A 17,513-nucleotide genomic window follows, 5' to 3' on the forward strand; every position below is an offset into this window, starting at 1 on the left:
ATTCACATGCCGTTCGATCAACTGATCGAACGGCATCGCCGCGGTCGACGGCGAATCCACCGCCAAGGTGGGGCTGCTTCGCACGCCGGTCCGGCGACCCGGGTGACCGCCTCGGGCGTATTCGGCCGTGCACCGCCACCTGACCGGTTCCGTGACGGCCTCCGGGCTCGCGGCGGCGGCTCGTTCCGGGGATCCATGACCTTCGCTCCCGAGGGCGAGCCGAGGAAGCCGACGAGTGATCCTCGTCCGGCGCGGTGACAGGCTCGGCCGCGGGCGCAGCTCCCCCACATCGGGACCGCCCGGCGGCGAGTGCGCCTTTGCGGGGTCCTGGATTCGACTCACAGACGGCCGACTTGAAGCGACGGCCGCGGTGGTGAGCTCGATGAGGACCGGGTGTGGGGTGCGAACAGCTCGCGGAGCCCCGACCGGTGAACGGCTGATGCGACGATCCGCCCCGCTGTTCAATGGCTCGGGCGAAGACACGTCACGCCCGGCCGGCGGGGACCGCGCCCCACCGCGTGCGCGGTGCGAGCGAAGGACCCCCTGGGGACCGAGACCCGCCCACCCACCGGTGGGAGCGGGCACCCGGTTTCCCAAGTGCCCGCTCCCACCGATGACTTCACGGACAAGGCGGCAGAAGGCGACCCTCCGGTCCCTTGCCCCGACCGGCCTGGTGCGCCACCGCGCCTTCACCGCGCGGCGGCGCTCCGGCGGGCCGCTCGCCCACCCGGGTCAGGCGGTCAGGAGGCCGTCCAACCGGACGTCGTGGAGCCTGAGCCAGGCGTCCAGCCGGACCGGGGGCTCGGTGTAGATCGAGCGCTGCATCATCGAGTAGGCGTTCTCCACCGGTGCGGCGAGGTGGTCCCGGACGGCGTCGAGGTTCAGCAGCGGCCGCGCCGGGGCGTCCCGGTCGGCGGCGATCCGGGCGAGCTCGCGGTTGATGGCCCGGTCGTAGCCGAGGTCCTGGGTCGAGGGGTAGGGGGCCTTTCGGCGCTGCACGATCGACTGCGGCAGCAGGTCCTTGGTGGCGTGGCGCAGCAGGCTCTTCTCCCGTCCGTCGAAGGTCTTGAACGCCCAGGGCGTGTTGTAGACGTACTCGACGAGTCGGTGGTCGCAGAACGGCACCCGGACCTCCAGGCCGGTCGCCATGCTCATCCGGTCCTTGCGGTCGAGCATCATCTGGAGGAACCGGGTGATGTTGAGGTGGCTGGCGAGGCGCATCCGCCGTTCGAGGTCGCTGTCCCCGGGCAGGTGGGTGACCTGGCCGACGGCCGTGCGGTACTCGTCGGCGACGTACTCGGCCAGGTTGAGCGACTTGACCAGGCCGGGGTCGAGGAAGCTGGTCGCCTGCTCGCTCACCGGGACCCGGTTGATGGCGTGCCAGGGGAAGGTGTCGGCCTGCGAGGCCACCGGGTCGTGGAACCAGAGGTATCCGCCGAAGACCTCGTCGGCCGACTCGCCGGAGAGGGCGACGGTCGAGCTCTCCCGGACCGCCTTGAACAGCAGGTAGAGGGAGGGGTCGTGGTCGCCGATGCCGTAGGGCAGGTCCCAGGCCCGCAGCACGGTGTCGCGGACGCCGGGGTCGACGAGCTGGGCGGTGTCGAGGAGGATCTCGCGGTGCTCGGTGCCGACGTGGCGGACGAGTTCGGCGGCGAACGGGGCGTCCGGCGCGTCGCGGAACTGCTCGGGCTTGAACTCCCCGGCCAGTCCGACGAAGTCGACGGAGAAGGTCCGGACCCGGCTGCCGTCCTTGGCGTCGAGCGAGCGCTGGGCCAGGGCGGTGAGGGCGCTGGAGTCGAGGCCGCCGGAGAGCAGCGCGCAGAGCGGCACGTCGGAGACCATCTGGCGGCTCACCGCGTCCTCGATGAGCTCGCGGACGGTGGCCACGGTGGTGTCGAGGTCGTCGGTGTGCGGGCGGGTCTCCAGCGACCAGTAGCGCTCCTCGCGCAGCCCGTCGCGGCCGACCCGCACGATGTGGCCCGGCCGCACCTCGTAGAGGTTCTTCAGCGGGGTGCGGCCGGGCACGCGGGCGAGGGCGAGGGCATCGCGCAGACCGTCCAGGTCGAGCGTCGCGGTGCTCCGCGGGTTGGCGAGGATGGCCTTGGGCTCGGAGCCGAAGAGCACGCCGCCGTCGACGGGGTAGTAGAAGAGCGGCTTGACGCCGAGGCGGTCGCGGACCAGGAGCAGCTCCTGCGTCCGGTTGTCCCAGAGCGCCAGGCCGAACATGCCGTTGAAACGGTGGACGAACTCGCTCCCCCACTGGAGGTACGAGCGCAGCACCACCTCGGTGTCGCTCCTGGTGAGGAAGCGGTGGCCGAGCAGGACCAGTTCCTCGCGGATCTCCTGGAAGTTGTAGACCTCGCCGCTGTAGCTCAGGACCACGAGCGGCCGGCCGTCCGGACCTGTCTCCGGAGTGATCATCGGCTGGGCGCCGCCCTCGATGTCGATCACCGCGAGCCTGCGGTGGCCGAGCATCGCGTGCGGGGCCGTCCAGACGCCTTCGGCGTCGGGCCCCCGGCAGGCCATGGTGTCCGTCATGGCCTGCGCGGTCGCTCCCTCCCTGGTCAGGTCGCGACCGAAGTCCACCCAGCCGACTATTCCACACATCTTGGACATACCTTTCGTCGAGTGATCGAGCGCATGTCAGTGGTACGAATCGACCTCCGCCGGCTCCGCCGCCGGCGCCGGGGTACGCGAGGACAGCCGGTGCGCCAGCTCGGACAGGCCCAGGGCGACCACGGCCAGCCCCGCTCCGATGAAGCTGATCCGGTCCGCACCGATCGAGCTCATACCGACCGCCCCGATGACACCGGAGAAGGCGATGGCGAGGTAGAGGAAGGCCGCGTTGAGCGAGATCAGCAGGGGCGCCGACTCGGGTTCGAGGGTGATCAGACGGGTCTGCTGGGGGGCCGTGATGGCCCAGGCCGCGACACCGTAGGCCACGATGACGACCAGCGCGGCCGGATAGGCGCCGGTGGTCAGCGGGAGGACGAGGAGGCTGAGGGCCAGCAGCACGATGGCGCCGCCCACCACCGGCCGGGCACCGATCCGGTCGACCAGCGCGCCGGCGTAGAAGTTGCCGACCGTCCCGGTCAGCCCGAACGCGAACATCAGGATCGCCAGCTTGGTGCCGCTGCCGCCGGTCGCGGAGGAGAACACCTCGGCCATGTAGGTGTAGACGATGTACGCGGCGGTGAAGGCCACCAGCGTGGTCGCGAGCACGGTGACCACCCGGCGGTCGCCGAGCGGGGCGAGCCGTTGGCGCAGCCCTCCGGGGGCCGGCACGGACACCCGGGGCACCAGGGCCAGCACCCCGATCAGGCCCAGGGCCGTCAGCACCGTGATGAACCACATCGTCGCCCGCCAGCCGAGGACGCTGCCGACCACGGTGCCGATCGGCGCGCCCAGCGCCGTCGCCGCCGTCAGCCCGGTGGTCACCGCGGCGATGGCCCGGCCCCGGCGTTCGGGCTCGACCAGGCTGGCGGCCGTGACGCTGGCCGCGGGGATGTACAGGCCGGCGCCCGCCGCGGCGATCATCTGCGCGACCAGGACGATGGCGAAGGACGGGGCGAGCCCGGTCGCGATCACGCCCGCCATGTAGAGCAGGACGGCGAGCTTGAGCACCCGGTGGCGGGGCCAGCCGGCGGTCAGGGTGCCGAGGACCGGCGACATCACGGCGCAGGTCAGCGCGAACACCGTGACGGTCTGGCCGGCGGTGGCGATCGAGACGTCCAGGGACTTGCTGAACTCCGGCAGCACCCCGGCGAGCACGAACTCGTCCGTACCGAGCGCGAAGGTGCCGAAGCCGAGCATCAGGACGGCCCGCCAGGCGGTCCTCGCCGATGCCGCCTCGGGGTCGTCGTCTGCCATTAACGCTGTTCCCGTGCCGGGAGCGGTCAGCCGGGCCATGAGCCCTCCTCTATTCGGTACCGATCGGTTCCATTCAACAGGACGGTACCGCTCGGTGCCGTTTACGGTCAAGATCCGCTACCGTGGACCCATGGCCACCCACGCACGCGACCGCCTCCTCCAGACCGCGGAGGAGCTCTTCTACGCCGAGGGGATCCACGCCGTCGGCGTGGACAGGCTGCTGGCCGTCTCCGGGGTCGGGCGGGCCTCCTTCTACCGGCACTTCACCGGCAAGGACGCCTTGGTGGCGGCTGTGCTGACCCGTCGGGACGCGAGCTGGCGCGCCTGGCTGGAGGACGCCGTGGACGCCCACGGGGGCGGCCCCCTGGCGGTCTTCGACGCCCTCGCGCAGGGGGCGACGGACGTCAACTTCCACGGCTGCGCGTTCATCAACGCCATGGCGGAGATATCCGACCCCGCCAGCGAGGTGTACCGGCTCGCGGAGGCGCACAAGCGGGCGGTGACCGCCTTCCTCGACGGCCTGCTCGAAGCCGCCGGGCACAGTCGGCACGCCGAACTCGCTCCGCAGTTCGCGCTGCTGATGGACGGGGCGATCGTCACGGCGATGCGCGAGCGCGGCGCCGGGCCGGCCCTGCTGGCCCGGCGGATGGCGGAGCGGCTGCTCGACTGACCGCCGCCCCCGGCCCGGCAGGGCCGGCGCGGCCCCCGCGCCGGTCGGGCGGGCGGCGGGCCGGCCCGGGGCGGGCGGCGCCTCCGGCGGGCGTGGCGGTCCTGGCACGGGCTCTCCTCCTCTCGTGGTCCGTCTCGTCGGTCAGGGCCGTCGCCGAGCCCCGGCCATCGGCGGCGGGTCGGCCGCGGCCCCGCCCGGCGTCCCGATGGCGGCGGCGATGACCAGGCCCCGCTTGTGCGTGATCGAGACCCCGATGCCCGCGATGCCGCGCTCCCGGGCCCGCAGCGCGGCCAGGCCGCCGAGCCGGACCACCGGCGCCCCGCCGTCGGCGCGCAGGACGGCCACCTGCCGGGGGGTCACTCCCCCGCCGAAGCCTGTGCCGATCACCTTCAGCACGGCCTCCTTGGCGGCGAACCGGCCGGTGAGGAACTCCCGGGCCCGCTCGGCCCCGTAGGAGTCCGCGAGCCCCAGCTCCGCCGGCGCGTAGGCGTACGCCCGGAACCAGGGCCGGCCGAGCAGCGCCGCCAGCTCGTCCTCCTGGAGGACGTCGACTCCGATCCACACGGTCAGCGCACCCCCGACCGAGGCGGCCGGACGGACCGGGCCCGAACTGGCCCGGCCCGGACGGCGTGCGGGGCCGGTGCGACGCTCGCGCGGACCGGACTCACCGGAGGAACGTGCCCTTGAGCACGCCCTGGAAGACGGCCAGCCGCTGGATGTGCCCGGTGCCCTCCATGAACTCGAAGGCCCGCGCGTCCCGGTACAGCTTGTCGAGCAGCGGATCCGCCAGCAGGGCGCCCGGGCCCAAGAGTTCGGCGGCCACCAGGGTGCTGCGCTCGGCGAGTTCGGCGGCGCGTGTCTTGACCCCGGCGATCCGGTCCGCACGCGCCCGGCCCGCGTCGATCGCGGCGGCGACCTCGTAGTTCCGGTGCCGCAGCGCGGCCAGGGCGTCCACCAGCTCGTCCAGCCGCAGCCGGGCCGTACCGGTGAGCCCCGGGCGTTCCTCCCGCACGTGGTCCAGCACCGCGCGGACCAGGCCCAGCGCCGTCCCGGCGAGCACCGGACGGAACCGCTGCAAGGTCCGGATGGCGCCGACCAGCCCGCGCCGGCTGGGCTTGAGCGTCTCGTAGCCGAGGATCTGCTCGCGCTCGACCCGCACGTCCTCGAAGTGGATCGCGGAGATCCGCGCGCCGCGCAGGCCGACGGTCGGGATCAGCTCGGCCCGCAGGCCCGGCGCCGTGGTGTCCAGCAGCACCGCCTCGATGCCGAGCGGTCCCGGTGCCCGGCGGCAGAACACCACGCCCAGCTGGGCGAAGGCGGCGTTGCCCACGTAGCGTTTGGCGCCGTTCAGCCGGAAGCCGTCCCCGTCCGGGGTGAGCGCCGTCCGCAGTTCGGCGGCGGCGGACCCCTTCTCGGGCTCGGTCAGTCCGAAGAAGGTCCAGGTCGACCCGGGGGCCGCCACGCGTTCGTAGTAGGCCTGCCGCTGCTTGTCGTCACCCAGCGCGCCGACCGCCACGCCGGACATCAGCGGGCCGGGGCAGGAGAGCATGAAGCCCGCGTCTCCGTAGCTCAACTCCTCGATGGCGATGGAGTGTTCCAGACACGAGCTCATGTCGAAGGTGTGTCCGTCGATGCGCAGCGGCCGCTCCAGGTACTCCACCGGGACGGTGGCCTTGCGCATGATGTCCACCACGGGGAGGTGCAGCCAGCGGTCGATCGCCTCCGGGTCGCGGTCGATCTCCAGACCGATCCCGCGCAGCTCCCCCGCGGACTCCCGGATGTGGGACCTCAGCGCGGCTGTCCGGTGCTGCTCCGGCTCACTCATCGCCGTCCTCGTCGCGTTCTCGGCCGTCCGGCAGGAGGTAGGTGTTGCCCAGCAGTTCGGCGAGGTACAGCAGCCGGCCGGGGCCGTCGGCCACGAAGCCGCTCGCGCCGTACAGCTTGATCGCCACGCGGCCCGCGTCCACCAGCCCGCGGTGGATCCGGTGGCGGCGCGCGGCGGTGCGGTCGGGGATCGCCAGCAGGTCGGCCGCCTCGGTGAGGGCCAGCGCGACATCGGCCACCGCGCTCTGCACCAGCTGACGGTTGAGCAGGTTGGCGCCCTCCGAGGTGCGGTCGCCGAGCCGGACCACGACGGCGTCGAGCAGCCCGCGGAGCAGCTCCCGGTGGAGCCGGAGCAGCCCGTCGGCGAACAGCTCCCGGGCCCGCTCCGGCGACGGCACTCCGGAGCCGGTCACGGCGAGCACGGCGGAGCCGCCCGGCACGGGGACGCCCTCGGGCAGGCGCGCGGCCGAGGCGACGGCCCAGCCGCCGGGCGAGGTGACCAGCGCGCCCGGGCCCGCCAGCTCGTGGCAGGCGTCGAGCGCGGCGGCGAAGTCCCGCGGGGCCGTCGCGGCATCGGTGCCGGCGGTGCCGTCAGTACCGGCAGGCGGCGTCCCGGGCAGGGTGTCCACCGGCGGCATCAGAGCGCTCCTCCGCCGGCGGCCCCGGTCTGGGCGGAGTCCGAGGACAGCACGGCCAGGTGGCTGTCGCCGGAGCGCGGGTCGGTGTCGCAGAGCAGCACCGTGGTGTACCGGTGCTGCCAGGCGCGCCAGTTCCGGGCCAGCGCCAGCCAGACGCTGGTGCAGTAGCTGCCGGGCTCCACCCGGTGCCGGGGACTGTCCTCGTCCAGCCCGTGCTGGTCGAACCAGGGCCCGGTGACCACCAGTGTGCCCGCCGGGTCCTTGGCGGCGAGCTCCCCGACGCGGCCGAGGGGCGACTCGTCGGCGGGGATGGTCTCGACCCCCGTCACGCGGGGCCCGCCGGTGGTGCCGAGGACCAGCGCCACCCCCGAGTCGACCAGGCCGTTGTCGTGGACCAGCGGGAACCTGGTCGGCAGGGTGGTCTGTTCGAGGACGGCGAGCACCGCCGTCCGGCTGCGGCCGGCCCGCTGGAAGGCGGAGACGACCCGCAGCGCGGTGAACGGCGCGGCCAGGCCCTGCTGCCCGATGCCGAGGTTGTTGGCGGAGCGGCCGCCGAGCAGCCGGTCGAGGTAGGGCGCGATGGCGACGAACGGCGTGACGTCGGGCAGCGCCTGCGCCACGATCACCAGGTCCGGCGCGCTGTCCCGGATACCCTCGATCGCCGCGAGCCGGTCGACCAGGTCGCGGTGGGTGACGTTCGGCGCGGAGCGCAGCAGGTCCGGCGCCACCTCGACACCGAAGGGCTCGACCAGGTCGCGGTAGTAGGAGAGTGTCGTCGGGTCCTCGTCGTACGGCCGGCTCGGCGGGGAGAGCACTGCGCCGGCGGCCCGGAGGGTCGTGGACATCGTGGTCTCCCTCATGCCCCGTCGGCCTGGGCCAGGACGTAGTCGGTGAGGGTGCCCACCGACTTGAAGTCGTCCATGTCCAGGGCCTCCGGGTCCACCGAGATCTCGACCGTGTCCTCCAGGACCATCAGCAGTTCCAGGACGGAGGTGGAGTCCAGGTGCAGGTCCTCGAAGAGGCGGGCGTCCTCGGTGAGGCCGGTGACGGCGCGCTCCAGGACCTCGCTGAGAGCGGACTCCACCGCGGACACCACGTTCTGACGTTCCATGTGCCGGTTCACTCCTCTGGGGCGGGGCTGTCGGGGCTGTCGGGGATATGGGGGGGATGTCGGGGGCGCTGCCACCCGGTCGGGGCCCGGCGCGCCGTCGGGGACGTCGCGCCCGCGGGGGCGGACCTCCGGGTGGGCCGGCAGGGACGGGCCGCCGGGCGCGGCCGCGGACCGGTCAGTCGAAGTCGACGAGGTGCTGCTTGGCGAGGATCTCCTCGTGGCGGTCCCGCTCCCGGACCAGGTGCGCGGCACCGTGGTGGACCAGGACCTCGGCCGGGAATCCGTGGCTGAGGAAGAGCCCGGGCGAGGCGGTCGGCCCGTAGGCGCCGGAGCGCTCGACGCCCAGCAGGTCCCCGGCCTCGACCGGCGGCAGGGCGACCTTCTTGCCGATGACGTCGTTGGGCGTGCAGAGCGGCCCGGTGACGGTGTAGGTGTCGCTCGGCTCGTCCCGGTACCTGGTCAGCGAGCGGATCGGGAAGTTGCGCTTGACGAAGCTGCCGACGCCGACCGCCGCCATGTGGTGATTGGTGCCGCCGTCGGCGACCACGAAGCGTTCGCCGAGGGACTCCTTCACGTACAGCGCGCGCACCACGTACGTTCCGGCCTGCGCGGTCAGGTAGCGGCCGAGCTCGTTGATCAGCCGGCAGCCGGGGTGCGCCTTGACGAAGGGCTCGACGACCTCGTTGATGCCGGCGACGACGGCCCCCAGGTCGAGGTCCTTCTCGTTGTCGAAGTAGGCGACGCCGAAGCCGCCGCCGAAGTCGACGGTCTCCAGCGGGATGCCGAGCGTCCGCGACAGCTCCTCGGCGGTCGCCAGGATCTGCCGGGTGTTGTGCACCAGGTCGTCGGCGTTCAGGAAGCGGGTGCCCATGTAGGCGTGGAAGCCGCGGACCCGGACCCGGCGCAGCGCGTCGATCACCGGGCGGGAGCGGCGCAGCAGTTCCGCGTCGATGCCGAACTGGCGCGGTTTGCCGCTCATGGCCAGGCCCGAGCCCTTGGTGTGGAAGTCGGGGTTGACCCGGAGCAGGACCGGCACCTCCTCCCGCCCGGCCTGTTCGGCGATCTCCTCCAGGAGGCGCAGCTCGTCCAGCGACTCGCAGACGATGGCGTGCAGGTTCGCCGCGACGCACGCCTCCAGCTCGGCGCGGGTCTTGCCCGGCCCCAGGAAGATCACGTTCTCCGGCGCGATGCCGGCCCGCTGAACGGTCATCAGCTCGACCAGGGAGGAGATCTCGGCGCCGGCGCCGAGCGAGCCGAGGTAGCCGCAGACGGCGACGTTGGGGTTGGCCTTCAGCGAGAGGAAGACGTCCACCGCCGGGTGGAGCCCCTCGCGCAGCGACTGGTAGACGGTGCGCAGCACCTCGGCGTCGTAGACGAACAGCGGGGTGCCGAACTGCTCGGCGATCTGCGAGACCGGTACCCCCTGCACGCTCAGTTCGCTGGTGTTCATGGCGTCCTTTCGGTGGTGCCGAGACGGTGGAGCGCCGCGGTGGTCCGGCGGTCGAGGTCGCCGAGGCCGTCCCGGTCGGCGGCGAAGAGCAGGGTGTAGAGCCGGCCGTCGAACGGGAGCGAGGTGCCGGCCTGCGCGTTGACCGTGCCGAAGCAGGTGACGACCAGCCCGGTGCCGTCGACGGGCGGCCGGGCGAGGTCCCCGAGGGCGTGGGCCACCTCGTCGAAGGAGAGCGGGGCGTCGATCCGCAGCGGGTAGTGCTTCGCCAGTGCGGCCCCGCCCGGGGCGAGGAAGCGCTCGGTCACCTGCCCCTGGTAACTGGACATGTTCAGGCGGGCGTTGATCTCCAGGACGGGGTACACCAGGTCGTCCTGCCCGAGCAGCGCGTCCACGCCGACCACGCCGTAGAAGCCGTCCTCGTACAGCCGGGCGCCCAACCACTCGGCGGCGGCGACGAGGCTCTCGTGCTGGACGGGCGAGAGCGCGGCGGGCATGACGTGCCCGAGGTGGACGCCACCGGAGGTCAGGGCCTCCTTGGCGAAGTCGAACCTCACCCGCCCCTCCCGCGCGATGGTGAACTGGTAGTTGAGGTCGAACCGCTTGGGCAGGAACCGTTCGACGACGACGTGGATCGCGTCGTCGCCGGTCTTCTCCGCGCGGCGGTCGACCATGCGCAGCAGCCGGTCGGCCTTCTTGCGGCTGTCGAGCACGATCAGGCCCTTGCCGGAGACGCCGTAGGCGTCCTTGACGATCACCGGCGCGCCGTCGTTCAGCGACGCGGCGAGCGCCCGGTGGAGCTGGCCCACCGTCTCGCAGGTGAAGCCGGGAATGGCGCGCAGGCCCAGCTCCTCGGTCAGCCGGCGGCTGTAGATCTTGCTGTTGACCCGCGCCGAGGTCTCCGGGTCGGGCAGCGCGGGGCGCAGTCCGGTCCGCCGGCAGATCTCCTGCTCCAGCGGGGAGTTGCCCATCGGCATCAGGTAGGCGCCGCCGCCCGCGAGCACCCGCAGCCGGTCCAGCAGCTCCGGGGAGTCGAGGACGGCCCGGCTGGTGCCGCCCTCGCCGGCCGGTGCCCGGGTGATCAGTTCGGTGGGCGCGCCGAGCCCGGTCTTCTCCGCGTAGGCGCGGTAGCCGGGGTCCAGCGGGCGGTCGAGCAGCAGGTGGTCGGTCGGCTCGGCGAGCAGGGCGCCGAGCTCCTCCATCCGCTGCACGGTCGCGGCGGTGGTGGTGATCCGCGCCGCCGGGAGCCCGGTGTGGCCGTGCGCCCACTGGTTCTCCACCTCGAAGTTGCAGAGCCAGACGAACCGCGCCTCGCGGTCGCCGGTGAGTGCCTCCTTGAGGTCCGCCGTGTAGGCGGTGCCGTTCATCGGGGGCCTCCCTCGCGGTGGGTGATGACCATGGCGCCGAAGGTGGCGCCCAGACCGACCGAGACCAGGACGTAGTGGCCGCCGTCGACCAGCCGGCCCCGCTCGCGCAGGGTGGTGTAGTTGAGGAACACGTCCGAGGCGTAGCAGTGGCTGTAGAGCGGGATGTTGTCCAGGAAGAAGCGGTCCGGGTCGGCGCCCATCCGCTTGATCGTGTGGCGCCAGGAGACGGCGTTGACGTTGTGCGGGATGACCATGTCGATCTCGTCGAAGGTCAGGCCGGCCCGCCGGACGGACTCCTCGATGACCTCGCCGAGCACGGTGGCGTAATCCTGGCCGAAGCCGCTGATCTCCTCCGGGGTCATCTCCAGGCCCGCCGCGTACGCGCCCAGCGTGCGGGTCAGGTACGAGCGCACCTCGTCGCCGGGGCCGCCGACGGTCAGCAGGCAGGCGGAGGCCGCGTCCGCCATGACCGCGCTGTTCGGGATCAGCTGGACCTTCGGGGAGTACGCCCGCTCCCCGGTCACCATCAGCGCGTACGCGCCCTCGGGCGCCTCGGCCCGCAGCAGCTCGCCGGCCAGGTCGATGGCGCCGAGGCTGCTGACGCACGCCTGCTGGGTGAGGGCGAACGCCTCGGCGTCGTGCAGCCCCAGCTTCGCCCGGATGACCCGGGCGGCGTCGATGTGCGGCGGGGCGAGCGTCTGCATGGTGTGGGCGTAGATGACGTAGTCGACCCGCCGTCCCTCGGGGAGTGCCGCCAGGGCCCGGCGGGCCGCGGGCAGCACCAGGTCGAAGAGGCCGGTGCCGGGGTCGAACCGCAGCCGGTCGAGGCCGTAGATCTTCCGGAACACGCCCACCTCGGCGCGGCGCAGCCCCAGGCTCTCGGCGAGGTCGTCGATCCGCACGCTCCGTTCGGGGAGGAACGACTCGATCCGCTCCAGTGTGGTCACGCCACTCATCCGGGTACTCCTCTCATCCGCCCCCTCCTCACCGGCTCACCGGCCGGCGAACTCGGCGCGGACCAGCCAACTGCGCGCCACGCCCCGGCGGTCGCGGGGCTGCACCTCGTACGGCCAGCGCCCCTGGCCCGCGCCGGGCTCGCCGGGCTCGCGCAGCTCGCGGACCTTCCAGCCGGTGCCGGCCAGGAACTCCTCCGGCTCGTCGGTGCCGAAGAGCCAGGGCGTGCCGTCCTCGCGCAGGCCGGCCAGGAAGGCCCTGGAGAAGGGACTGCGCAGCAGCGCCCGGCTGGCGAAGTCGACGGCCAGCCGGCTGCCGGGGGCCGAGACCGAGCCGAGCACCCCGAGCAGGTGGGAGGCCTGCTCCTCGGTGAGGAAGAACATCAGCCCTTCCGCCACCCAGAGCGTGGGCAGGTCCGGGTCGAAGCCGGCGCCGTGCAGCGCGGGCAGCCACTCCGCGGCGAGGTCGGCCGACACCTCGCGGCGCTCCACCGTGGGCTCGGCGCCGAGCGCGGCCAGCCGGGCGCGCTTCTCCTCGATGAGGCCGCCGTGGTCGACCTCGTACACCGTGGTGCCGAGGGGCCAGGCCAGCCGGAACGCCCGGGTGTCCATCCCGGCGGCGACCAGGACGACCTGCCGGATGCCGCTGTCCTCCAGCAGCGCCTCGATGCTGTCGTCCAGGTACTTGGTACGGATGGCGATGAACGGGACCAGGCCGCCGCCGCCGTACTTGTCGAGGAGTTCGAAGCCGCGCGGGGCCGCGAGGTCGCGCGCGAACCTGTCCTGGAACATGGCGTCGCCGGGGCGTTCGGACTCGACGGCGCGGGCCGCGGCCGTCCACTGGGCCGTGTACGAGACAGCTTCCATGGGGACGGCCTCCTACGGGAGTCGGGCGGGGGCGAAGAAGGCCTTCTCGATCGACGAGAGGGTCTGGAGGTCCTGCATGTCGATGCTGTCGAAGTCGATCTCGACGCCGCTGACGCTCTCGATCGTGTAGACCAGCTCCACGAAGGAGAGCGAGTCGACGAGGCGGCTCTCGATGAGGTTCTCGTCGGGCTCGATGGACTCCCGTCCCGGGTTCCTGGCCAGGATCCACTCGCGGACCTGGTCGATTCCTGCCGAAGCCATTGCCACTCCTCGGGTGTTGGGGCGATACGGGCATGCTCGGGCCGTGCCGGATGTGCTCGGGTCGTACGGCGTCTGCTCGGGCCTCACGGGATCTGGACGGGCCCTACGGGATCTGGATGGGGGCTACGGGATCTGGACGGGGGCTCCGCGCCTCAGGAGAGCTGCCGGGCCGCGGTCCGCACCGCGTCCAGGGCCCGGCCCGCGTCGCCGTGGTGCAGGTCCACCAGGACGGAGAGCCAGCGCTCCAGGCCGAACGCCACGCAGCTGGTGAAGGCGAACTCGTTCTCCGGCCCTCGGATGGCGCAGCGCTCGCCGAAGAAGTTGCGGTGGGTGTTGACGGAGGAGATGGCCAGATCGCCGACCTGGAACTCGTACTTGACCGGGCTGAGCTTCTGGAGCAGGGCGCGGGCGCCGTCGGCCTGGAAGAACGGGTCGAAGGCGGGCACCTTCTCCAGCCGCAGGGACAGGGCGTCGGCGAACGCGGCGATCCGCTCGGCGAAGGACCGGAGGACCTGCTGGGTGTGCTCGTACGAGCCGAGTGCGACCACCTCGCGCATCTGGAAGCTGAGCAGCCGGCGCAGCCCCTCGTACCGCTCCTCGTTGCGGAAGCAGCGGTTCACCAGGGTGATCAGCTCGTCCGCGGCCACGACGGAGTTCTCGTAGTAGAGGAAGGCGCTGTAGCAGGTCGCGTGGGGCAGGCCGACCTGCGCGCCGAGCAGGGCGGCGGGCGCGAACCGGCCGTCGACCGGCTTGTTCTCGCCGCTCTCCAGGTCCAGCCCGGCGGCGACGAAGGCCAGGTGCGGGAAGTTGGTGTAGACGTCGAACTTCTCCAGGTCCGACACCGGGTACAGCGGCGGCGCGAGGATCTCGCGGGCCCCGGCGGCGCGGCCCCAGCCGGCGAACGTCCGGTCGAGTTCGAGGAGCAGGTCGGTCTGGTCCGGGTCGAGGATGACCAGTCCGCCGAAGGGCTCGGCGGGTCCCGGGGCGGTGTCGGCCATCAGATGAGCCCCGTCTTCTCAAGGAACTTGGCGGTCTTGCGGTAGACGCTCTTCTCGAACTCGGCGCGCTGCGGGGATTCGAGGAGCTGCCGGCGCAGGTCGTGCGGGTTCGTGATGCCCGCGTCCCGGTACACCTGCGGGCTGTACAGCGTCTCGAAGCTGTAGGTCATGTAGCGCCGGATGTAGGCGGCGATGTCCCGCATCTCCTCCGCCGTGGAGGTCTGCCTGACGTCGGTGGCCAGCGCGGTGACCAGTTCACGGCCGAAGGCGATGTGCCTTGACTCGTCCTGGTGGTGGATCCGGTTGATGCCGCGGATCGTCTCGTGCAGGCGGTCGTCCAGCGCCATCCGGGAGTTGAAGTGGTCCACCAGCTCCTCGAAGATCAGGATCCGGGCGAAGACCAGCAGGCTCTCCACGTTCGAGCGGGGGATCTCGACGTTCGCACCGGCCGGCTGCCGGTAGATCTTCTTGCCGTAGCGCAGGCAGAACTCGGCGAAGAACCACATGTGCTCGTTCTCCTCACCGATGAAGTGGTGGAAGAAGTCCGAGGGCGTCTCGAAGCCGGTGGTGTGAATCCGCTTGGTGACCTCGATGAGGAGTTCCCGGATACCGTGCACATTCAGGCTGTAGAAGTTGATGCTCTCGTACCGCGACAGTGCGTGGAGCTCCTTTTCGGTGAGACCCCGGGCGGCCTCCGTCCCGTGCGTGGTGGTGAGTTCGGGGCTCATCCACCACATCTCCTCGGGCAGGCTGTCCGGCCATTCGAAGAGTTTGTAGGGGTTGTAGTAGTCGTCGATCGACTTCGTGGTCAGACGGTCGAGGATATCCAGGAACCGGCCGTCCTGGTCGATCAGTTTGCTGACCATGCTGGCGTTGACCTCCGAGTCTCCCCGGCCACCTCGCGGTGGTCGGTGGATCCGAATTCCGTGCCGTTTTCCGGCACTCTTCGAAGGTAAGGAAGCCCCGGCGGGCGCCGCAATGACCTGAAGTGGTGTGGCCACATACGGCCATATCGCGGCGGCGACGCCCGTCGGGACCGACGGCACCGGGCCGGTCAGCCGGCGGCGGCCCGGACCGGCAGGAGACCGGCCTGGACGGCGGCCGCGCCCGCCTGGAACCGGCTCTCGGCGTTCAACTCGTCCATGATGGTGGCGAGGTGACGGCGGAACGTCCGTGAGGACATGCCGATGCGCCGGGCCACCACTTCGTCCTTGAGCCCGGAGGCGAGCAGCTCCAGGATGGCGCAGCGGACCTCGTCCAGGGTCTCGCCGTACCGGACCACGTTCGAGTCGATGTCCGTGCCGGACGCCCAGGCGTGCTCGTAGGAGCGCACCAACCGGGCGACGATGGCCGGCTCGTAGACGACGGTGACGCCCGCGTCGTCGCCCCCGGGGTCGGCCAGGAAGGCCACCTCACCGCCCACGATGACCAGGCGCTCGAAGGCCTGGGTCGAGGTGCGGACCCGCGCGCTCGCCTCGGCCAGCGTCCGCAGGCTGCCGCGCGAGGCCAGGCTGCTGCGGGCGGTGTGCGGGTACAGGACCTGGATCGGGACCCCGGACGGCAGCGACGACAGGCCCAGCGCGTGGGAGTCCTGCCCCGGGACCGGGGCGAACGGCTCCATGACGAGGATCTCGGACGGGCGGTCGCGCAGGGCGTCCGCCATCCGCAACCCGGTCTGTTCCCGGTCCAGCCCGCTGAGCACCGGATCCCTGCGCAGCCGGGTGCGCTGGAGGTTGCTGTAGGTGTCGGCGAACGAGCTCAGCACGTCCTGGACGTCCGTCAGTTCACGGCGCTTCTCGCGGATCGACTGCTCCAGCGGCATGAGCAGTTCCAGTTGGGCGATCTCGGGGCTGCGCGCCGCGTAGCGCCCCTGCTCCGGGCAGTACCTGACGAGCTTCAGGCAGCGCAGGGCGGAGAGCGCCTGTTCCGCCCGCTCGGCGGTGATGCCCAGATCGGCGGCGAGCTCCGCGGGGGTCACCACCTTGGTCACCAGGAGCCGTTCGTAGGCCCGGAGCGCCAGATCCTCGTCGATCGAGCACAGTCCCCGCTTCACGATCTGTCTCCGTCCTCTCGTCCGGTGGATTCGATTCCCAGGTCCGCGGTGATCGTGCCGACCACCGCGGCCAACTGCTGATCGAGGAAGAAGTGGCCACCGGGGAAGGAGGTGAGCCGGAACTCCCCCGTGGTGTGGCCCTTCCAGCCGAGCGCCGCCGCCGGGTCGAGGTACGGGTCGGCGTCCGCGAACAGGAAGGTGACCGGACAGGACACGGTGGTGTCGGGCGGGACGGTGTAGCGGGAGTTGGCACGGTAGTCGTTGCGGATCACGGTCAGGATCGACTCCCGGTACTTCGGGCGGTCCAGCAGCCGCGCCGGGATCCCGCCCAGCTCGCGGAGCTCCGCCAGGACGTCGTCGTCGTCCCGGGGGATGTTCAGGCCGAGCCCGGCCGACGGCGAGCGGCGGCCGGAGACGAACAGCCGCGCCGGCGCCCGCCCGGCCTCCTCCAGCCGACGGGTCACCTCGAAGGCGACGACCGAGCCCATGCTGTGGCCCAGCACCGCCAACGGCAGGTCGTCGAAGCCGAGCAGTTCGGCGCCGATCCGGTCGGCCAGGGCGCCGATGTCGTCGATCGCGCGCTCCCCGGACCCGCCCTGGCGCCCGGGGTACTGGACGGACAGCGCCTCGACTCCGCCGGGCAGGGCGGCGGAGAGTCTGCGGTAGGTGCCCGCGGAGGCGCCGGCGTGCGGGCAACAGACCAGGCGCAGCCCGGCCTCCGGTGCGGGGTCGAATTTGTGGATCCATCCCGTGCTATTGGTCGAGCCTTGTTCATCCATCCCAGTTGTCCCGTCCTATCCGATCACTGGGCAGCGGAGACGCAAATAATCCACACCGGTATGAAAACCCTTCGGTGGAGAGAGTCGGCAGAAGGCAGCTGCGGTACTTTCTTCATGCCGTGATCGCCGTCGGGGCGGAGTCGACGGCGGTAACTGGTGCTCTGTATCGTCACGGCCGCAACAAGGCTCGCGGCCAGGCCAGTTGCCAGGACGTCAGCTTACCTTGCGCCACTTTCATGTCAACCAATCAGAATCCGTGTGCGACGTGTTCCCTGTGGGACTGTTGGTGAGGAGTGGAACGCGACGAAAGAACGCGCACCATCCGACTCGGGAAAGGCGGAACACGCCCCGGCCGCCGCATCGTGACCACCCCTCCCCGAGGTCGCGGTCCGTACCGCATTGAAGAGGCGGCGAAGGCCATTCACCTCTATGGCAGAGATATCCCGAAGTCGTCCGTCGCCTATCCGCGCAACGGCACCCACGACAATCCGACCCTGTATCATCCGGAAGCCCTCGCGACCTTCGTCGGCGTCAAGCCCCCGTACTTCTCCGAGGGCGAGGTCGCGCGGGAGACCCGCGCGGCACCGTCGGCACCGGTCGCGCCGCGCGAGGCGGGCGAGGCGGGCGAGGCGGGCGTCGGCCACGGCGAAGGGCACCGACCACGGTGGTCGGTGC

At 71.8% G+C, this 17,513-nt stretch carries 17 protein-coding genes and 1 pseudogene; 2 read left to right on the forward strand and 16 right to left on the reverse strand.

From position 1 onward, the window contains the following. Positions 1-732: 732 nt before the first annotated feature. Together asnB and ACFXHB_RS33500 are read right to left on the reverse strand one after the other, a co-directional pair. Positions 733-2,607, reverse strand: a complete 1,875-nt coding sequence (gene asnB / locus ACFXHB_RS33495; RefSeq protein ID WP_380578756.1) for an asparagine synthase (glutamine-hydrolyzing) — start codon at positions 2,605-2,607, stop codon at positions 733-735. Positions 2,608-2,643: 36 nt separating this feature from the next. Then, the gene (locus ACFXHB_RS33500) at positions 2,644-3,870 is read right to left on the reverse strand and encodes an MFS transporter (protein ID WP_380578758.1); all 1,227 of its coding nucleotides are present in this window, start codon (positions 3,868-3,870) and stop codon (positions 2,644-2,646) included. A 130-nt stretch (positions 3,871-4,000) separates the two neighbouring features. Between ACFXHB_RS33500 and ACFXHB_RS33505 the strand changes: the two genes are divergently transcribed. Then, entirely contained in the window at positions 4,001-4,540 is a 540-nt protein-coding gene (locus ACFXHB_RS33505; protein ID WP_380578760.1) for a TetR/AcrR family transcriptional regulator, read from the forward strand. Between the two features lie 141 nt (positions 4,541-4,681). Here the strand turns inward: ACFXHB_RS33505 and ACFXHB_RS33510 are convergent, their stop codons facing one another. The 14 genes from ACFXHB_RS33510 to ACFXHB_RS33575 form a co-directional block, all read right to left on the reverse strand. Next, complete coding sequence (locus ACFXHB_RS33510) at positions 4,682-5,104, reverse strand: holo-ACP synthase (RefSeq protein ID WP_380578762.1); 423 nt, start codon at positions 5,102-5,104, stop codon at positions 4,682-4,684. A gap of 100 nt (positions 5,105-5,204) precedes the next feature. Beyond that, the gene (locus ACFXHB_RS33515) at positions 5,205-6,365 is read right to left on the reverse strand and encodes an acyl-CoA dehydrogenase family protein (protein ID WP_380578764.1); all 1,161 of its coding nucleotides are present in this window, start codon (positions 6,363-6,365) and stop codon (positions 5,205-5,207) included. Further along, positions 6,358-7,002: a hypothetical protein gene (locus ACFXHB_RS33520; protein WP_380578766.1), complete on the reverse strand. Its 645-nt coding sequence runs from the start codon at positions 7,000-7,002 to the stop codon at positions 6,358-6,360. The genes ACFXHB_RS33515 and ACFXHB_RS33520 overlap by 8 nt, the downstream gene beginning before the upstream one ends. Beyond that, positions 7,002-7,847: a hypothetical protein gene (locus tag ACFXHB_RS33525; RefSeq protein ID WP_380578768.1), complete on the reverse strand. Its 846-nt coding sequence runs from the start codon at positions 7,845-7,847 to the stop codon at positions 7,002-7,004. Before ACFXHB_RS33525 ends, ACFXHB_RS33520 begins: the two co-directional genes overlap by 1 nt. An 11-nt stretch (positions 7,848-7,858) precedes the next feature. Further along, the gene (locus ACFXHB_RS33530; protein WP_380578770.1) at positions 7,859-8,113 is read right to left on the reverse strand and encodes a phosphopantetheine-binding protein; all 255 of its coding nucleotides are present in this window, start codon (positions 8,111-8,113) and stop codon (positions 7,859-7,861) included. Positions 8,114-8,288: 175 nt separating this feature from the next. Continuing rightward, entirely contained in the window at positions 8,289-9,563 is a 1,275-nt protein-coding gene (locus tag ACFXHB_RS33535; protein WP_380578772.1) for a type III PLP-dependent enzyme, read from the reverse strand. Then, a complete protein-coding gene (locus ACFXHB_RS33540; RefSeq protein ID WP_380578774.1) occupies positions 9,560-10,927 on the reverse strand; it encodes a hypothetical protein in 1,368 nt (455 codons plus the stop codon). Before ACFXHB_RS33540 ends, ACFXHB_RS33535 begins: the two co-directional genes overlap by 4 nt. Next, positions 10,924-11,883 carry a 3-oxoacyl-[acyl-carrier-protein] synthase III C-terminal domain-containing protein gene (locus tag ACFXHB_RS33545; RefSeq protein ID WP_380578776.1) on the reverse strand — a complete coding sequence of 320 codons (960 nt, stop codon included), beginning with the start codon at positions 11,881-11,883 and terminating at the stop codon, positions 10,924-10,926. The genes ACFXHB_RS33540 and ACFXHB_RS33545 overlap by 4 nt, the downstream gene beginning before the upstream one ends. Positions 11,884-11,919: 36 nt before the next feature. Further along, positions 11,920-12,747, reverse strand: a complete 828-nt coding sequence (locus ACFXHB_RS33550; protein ID WP_380578778.1) for a class I SAM-dependent methyltransferase — start codon at positions 12,745-12,747, stop codon at positions 11,920-11,922. Between the two features lie 12 nt (positions 12,748-12,759). Then, positions 12,760-13,008 carry a phosphopantetheine-binding protein gene (locus ACFXHB_RS33555; protein WP_380578779.1) on the reverse strand — a complete coding sequence of 83 codons (249 nt, stop codon included), beginning with the start codon at positions 13,006-13,008 and terminating at the stop codon, positions 12,760-12,762. 152 nt (positions 13,009-13,160) lie between these two features. Then, positions 13,161-14,006, reverse strand: a complete 846-nt coding sequence (locus ACFXHB_RS33560) for a hypothetical protein (RefSeq protein ID WP_380578781.1) — start codon at positions 14,004-14,006, stop codon at positions 13,161-13,163. Then, on the reverse strand, positions 14,006-14,872 hold the full coding sequence (locus tag ACFXHB_RS33565) for a diiron oxygenase (RefSeq protein WP_380578783.1): 867 nt from the start codon (positions 14,870-14,872) through the stop codon (positions 14,006-14,008). The genes ACFXHB_RS33560 and ACFXHB_RS33565 overlap by 1 nt, the downstream gene beginning before the upstream one ends. A gap of 188 nt (positions 14,873-15,060) precedes the next feature. Further along, positions 15,061-16,059, reverse strand: coding sequence for a LuxR C-terminal-related transcriptional regulator (locus ACFXHB_RS33570; RefSeq protein WP_380578785.1), 999 nt, complete (start codon positions 16,057-16,059; stop codon positions 15,061-15,063). Then, positions 16,056-16,838 carry a thioesterase II family protein gene (locus ACFXHB_RS33575; protein ID WP_380578787.1) on the reverse strand — a complete coding sequence of 261 codons (783 nt, stop codon included), beginning with the start codon at positions 16,836-16,838 and terminating at the stop codon, positions 16,056-16,058. Before ACFXHB_RS33575 ends, ACFXHB_RS33570 begins: the two co-directional genes overlap by 4 nt. A 293-nt stretch (positions 16,839-17,131) precedes the next feature. Between ACFXHB_RS33575 and ACFXHB_RS33580 the strand changes: the two are divergent. Then, a pseudogene (locus ACFXHB_RS33580) lies at positions 17,132-17,513 on the forward strand (hypothetical protein); the annotation flags it as partial.

The sequence above is a fragment of the Kitasatospora sp. NPDC059327 genome (genome assembly GCF_042752535.1).
In the GTDB taxonomy this organism is placed as follows: Bacteria; Actinomycetota; Actinomycetes; order Streptomycetales; family Streptomycetaceae; genus Kitasatospora.

Excerpts from the sequence above, each read along its gene's own strand:
- ACFXHB_RS33505 (WP_380578760.1), top strand. The coding sequence starts at position 4,001 with ATGGCCACCCACGCACGCGACCGCCTCCTCCAGACCGCGGAGGAGCTC.
- ACFXHB_RS33500 (WP_380578758.1), bottom strand. The coding sequence starts at position 3,870 with ATGGCAGACGACGACCCCGAGGCGGCATCGGCGAGGACCGCCTGGCGG.
- ACFXHB_RS33555 (WP_380578779.1), bottom strand. The coding sequence starts at position 13,008 with ATGGCTTCGGCAGGAATCGACCAGGTCCGCGAGTGGATCCTGGCCAGG.
- ACFXHB_RS33535 (WP_380578772.1), bottom strand. The coding sequence starts at position 9,563 with ATGAACACCAGCGAACTGAGCGTGCAGGGGGTACCGGTCTCGCAGATC.
- ACFXHB_RS33565 (WP_380578783.1), bottom strand. The coding sequence starts at position 14,872 with ATGGTCAGCAAACTGATCGACCAGGACGGCCGGTTCCTGGATATCCTC.
- ACFXHB_RS33560 (WP_380578781.1), bottom strand. The coding sequence starts at position 14,006 with ATGGCCGACACCGCCCCGGGACCCGCCGAGCCCTTCGGCGGACTGGTC.
- ACFXHB_RS33520 (WP_380578766.1), bottom strand. The coding sequence starts at position 7,002 with ATGCCGCCGGTGGACACCCTGCCCGGGACGCCGCCTGCCGGTACTGAC.
- ACFXHB_RS33525 (WP_380578768.1), bottom strand. The coding sequence starts at position 7,847 with ATGTCCACGACCCTCCGGGCCGCCGGCGCAGTGCTCTCCCCGCCGAGC.
- ACFXHB_RS33540 (WP_380578774.1), bottom strand. The coding sequence starts at position 10,927 with ATGAACGGCACCGCCTACACGGCGGACCTCAAGGAGGCACTCACCGGC.
- ACFXHB_RS33545 (WP_380578776.1), bottom strand. The coding sequence starts at position 11,883 with ATGAGTGGCGTGACCACACTGGAGCGGATCGAGTCGTTCCTCCCCGAA.
- ACFXHB_RS33530 (WP_380578770.1), bottom strand. The coding sequence starts at position 8,113 with ATGGAACGTCAGAACGTGGTGTCCGCGGTGGAGTCCGCTCTCAGCGAG.
- ACFXHB_RS33515 (WP_380578764.1), bottom strand. The coding sequence starts at position 6,365 with ATGAGTGAGCCGGAGCAGCACCGGACAGCCGCGCTGAGGTCCCACATC.
- ACFXHB_RS33575 (WP_380578787.1), bottom strand. The coding sequence starts at position 16,838 with ATGGATGAACAAGGCTCGACCAATAGCACGGGATGGATCCACAAATTC.
- asnB (WP_380578756.1), bottom strand. The coding sequence starts at position 2,607 with ATGTGTGGAATAGTCGGCTGGGTGGACTTCGGTCGCGACCTGACCAGG.
- ACFXHB_RS33550 (WP_380578778.1), bottom strand. The coding sequence starts at position 12,747 with ATGGAAGCTGTCTCGTACACGGCCCAGTGGACGGCCGCGGCCCGCGCC.